Genomic DNA, 2,361 nt, shown 5'->3' with positions numbered 1-2,361 from the left:
CCAATGAGGTCTGCTCGAAGGAATGTCCGGAAAACCAGCCAGAAATATCAACTCTTTTTTATTGTTTACATATGCTTCAAAAATGTACTCATTCCAGTAATGCCGGTTGAGTCCATATTTCATAAGAACTTCATAGGACCTTTTTTTATCTTTGATTTTGGTCTTCTCCTGGATCCTGTCAAAATAGAGCAACCAATTTTCCTCATTCGCAGGAATGAAACGATCGTTATACATTTCAGCAAGGACATAGGGGGTTGTAAAAACGACGGAATATCCGTAATTTGATTCGGGAAACGGATCCGGCATTATTCTCGCCAGTATTATTTCACCTGGATTGCCAACATATCCACTATGTACGATTGCCGTCACTTCTGCTCCGGTAATCAATTCTCTCAGATTGGTGAATCTACCAGAAAAGCCTTCATGGACATAGAGCCCCATCCTGGAGTTCTGCATCAGCTCGAAAAACATTATCAGATTAGGATCAACTTTCAAATATTTACACACGTCGATAATGACGGTTCCGAAACTTTCTTTCTTTAATCCGACACAGAGGTCGAAAAAACCCCAGCATGTAAAATAGGAGGTTGTTAGTGGACTCATTGGCGGACCCGAAGGCATATACAAATCTTGGGCATCAGCATACGCATTGTCAAGTTTGGACAGGGGTGGCAATTCTCCGATTTGCTCGACCAAGACGGATAACTTATTTTGGGCATATACATAAACGGCATGCAATGGATCTAAACCGGCAAGCTCTTTTTCCGTAACAACTGTTTTTTCGAGATCTTCTGCATGAATTTTGGCATTTCGTATTTCTGAAAGATCAACGACTTTCTTGGTTGAAGTCTTACATAGTCCGGCAATAACTTTTTGTGATATCGAACTGCTGACTGGTGCTTTTGGTTTGGCTTTCTTCATTATTTTATTTCACTTACCTGTTGTTTCTGTGTCGATTAAAATGAACGTTTTTATTCCGTCGGCCGAATATTTTCCGGCCCATTGTTACGAACTGAATTGACTCGGTTGGAGATGGGAACATTTACGAGTTCAGTATGGATCTGGTTCTGGATGATTCCTTGGAGCAACTCAATATCCTGATTCCTCGTGTTTAACCAGGCATCGAAAGCCGCCGGCTTCAAGATTACAGGCATCCGATTGTGGATTGGTGCCATAGACGCACTGGCTTCTCTGGTGATAATGGTGCAGGACTTGTAGGCCGTTTTATTCTCCTTGTCGTGCCACGTTTCCCATAGGCCGGCGAAAGCGAAAGGTTTCCCATCCGGCAGCGTGAGAAAGACCGGCTGCTTTCCGCCCTTGGTCTTTTTCCACTCATAAAAGCCATCCGCAGGGATAATACAGCGACGTCTTTTGAAGGCATTGCGAAAGCTGGGTTTGGTGGCGACCGTTTCAGATCGGGCGTTGATAAGCTTATTGCCTATGGAAACATCCTTGGCCCAAGCTGGTACCAGCCCCCAATAAAATCGCACCAAGTGATTCTCACCCTCATAGCGGGCGATGGCGAGGATCTCCTGGCTTGGGGCTACATTGTAGCTGGCCACCACATCGACATTCGTGACATCGATAGGGAATTGCTCTTTCAATGCTTTTAAGGATGTGAATCCTACAAACCGGCCGCACATTTCAGGCACCATTAATCTTGTCTCGCAACTGCCCCGAGCATTTGAACGTCACCACCCGCCGGGCGGGTAAAATGGCATCTTCACCGGTAGCTGGATTCCGTCCCCTACGCTCCGCCTTTTCCTTTACACAGAACTTGCCGAAGCCGGATACCAGGACATCTTCACCGGATGCAAGGGTGGATTTGATCAGTTCAAGAAGGCTCTCCGCGACATCAATGGATCGGTTCTTTTGAAAGCCAAGCTGTTCACAAATTCGTTCAACGATATCCAGTTTGGTCAAGGCCATGATGGATCTCCTGATTTCTATGCCAATGTCAAAATTAGAGTTCCGAAGATGATGCCAGCGATTGCGGAAATCCGATAGGCTTGATCCGATACCTTCTCAAAAAACCAATCCAACATTCGGCTATAGATCTTCTGAGGATTGGTGAAGGCGACAACGGCTTCTATTGCGGCCAGCACGCCAACGATCCAGAAAGGCCAGGAACATTTTGCGGCCGGGGCTGAAATCAAAAATAGAACGGCAAACACCGCCGGGATCGCTGCCAGGTATCGCAGTTGGTACGTTTGAAACAGACTTTTCAGGGAATCCAAGGCCTGTCGGGTATAAAGGTTCAAATAACTGCAATAGCCGATAATGCCTAATCCAAGCAGATAGATGACGATCTTCATGGTAACGGGCTCCTTCATTTTGGGGGTGGTGGTTTCAGCAGGTAGG

Annotated in this window: 4 protein-coding genes; all 4 read right to left on the bottom strand. The window is 46.0% G+C overall.

The features are described from left to right. Window positions 1-921, bottom strand: a 921-nt coding sequence (locus JCM12296_RS34220) for a hypothetical protein (RefSeq protein ID WP_157068177.1), incomplete at its 3' end; no start/stop codon positions are given. A 50-nt stretch (window positions 922-971) separates the two neighbouring features. Continuing rightward, window positions 972-1,655: an SOS response-associated peptidase gene (locus JCM12296_RS34215; RefSeq protein ID WP_083456783.1), complete on the bottom strand. Its 684-nt coding sequence runs from the start codon at window positions 1,653-1,655 to the stop codon at window positions 972-974. Then, on the bottom strand, window positions 1,645-1,929 hold the full coding sequence (locus tag JCM12296_RS34210) for an integration host factor subunit alpha (RefSeq protein WP_054702567.1): 285 nt from the start codon (window positions 1,927-1,929) through the stop codon (window positions 1,645-1,647). Before JCM12296_RS34210 ends, JCM12296_RS34215 begins: the two co-directional genes overlap by 11 nt. A gap of 17 nt (window positions 1,930-1,946) precedes the next feature. Then, the coding region (locus JCM12296_RS34205; RefSeq protein ID WP_218188433.1) for a hypothetical protein at window positions 1,947-2,361 on the bottom strand (415 nt) is incomplete at its 5' end.

It is taken from the genome of Desulfosarcina cetonica JCM 12296, assembly GCF_001311845.1.
In the GTDB taxonomy this organism is placed as follows: domain Bacteria; phylum Desulfobacterota; class Desulfobacteria; order Desulfobacterales; family Desulfosarcinaceae; genus Desulfosarcina; species Desulfosarcina cetonica.
The sequence above is the reverse complement of the archived record's forward strand: the minus strand, read 5'-3'. Positions and strand labels throughout refer to the sequence as shown.

Excerpts from the sequence above, each read along its gene's own strand:
- JCM12296_RS34215 (WP_083456783.1), bottom strand. The coding sequence starts at position 1,655 with ATGGTGCCTGAAATGTGCGGCCGGTTTGTAGGATTCACATCCTTAAAA.
- JCM12296_RS34210 (WP_054702567.1), bottom strand. The coding sequence starts at position 1,929 with ATGGCCTTGACCAAACTGGATATCGTTGAACGAATTTGTGAACAGCTT.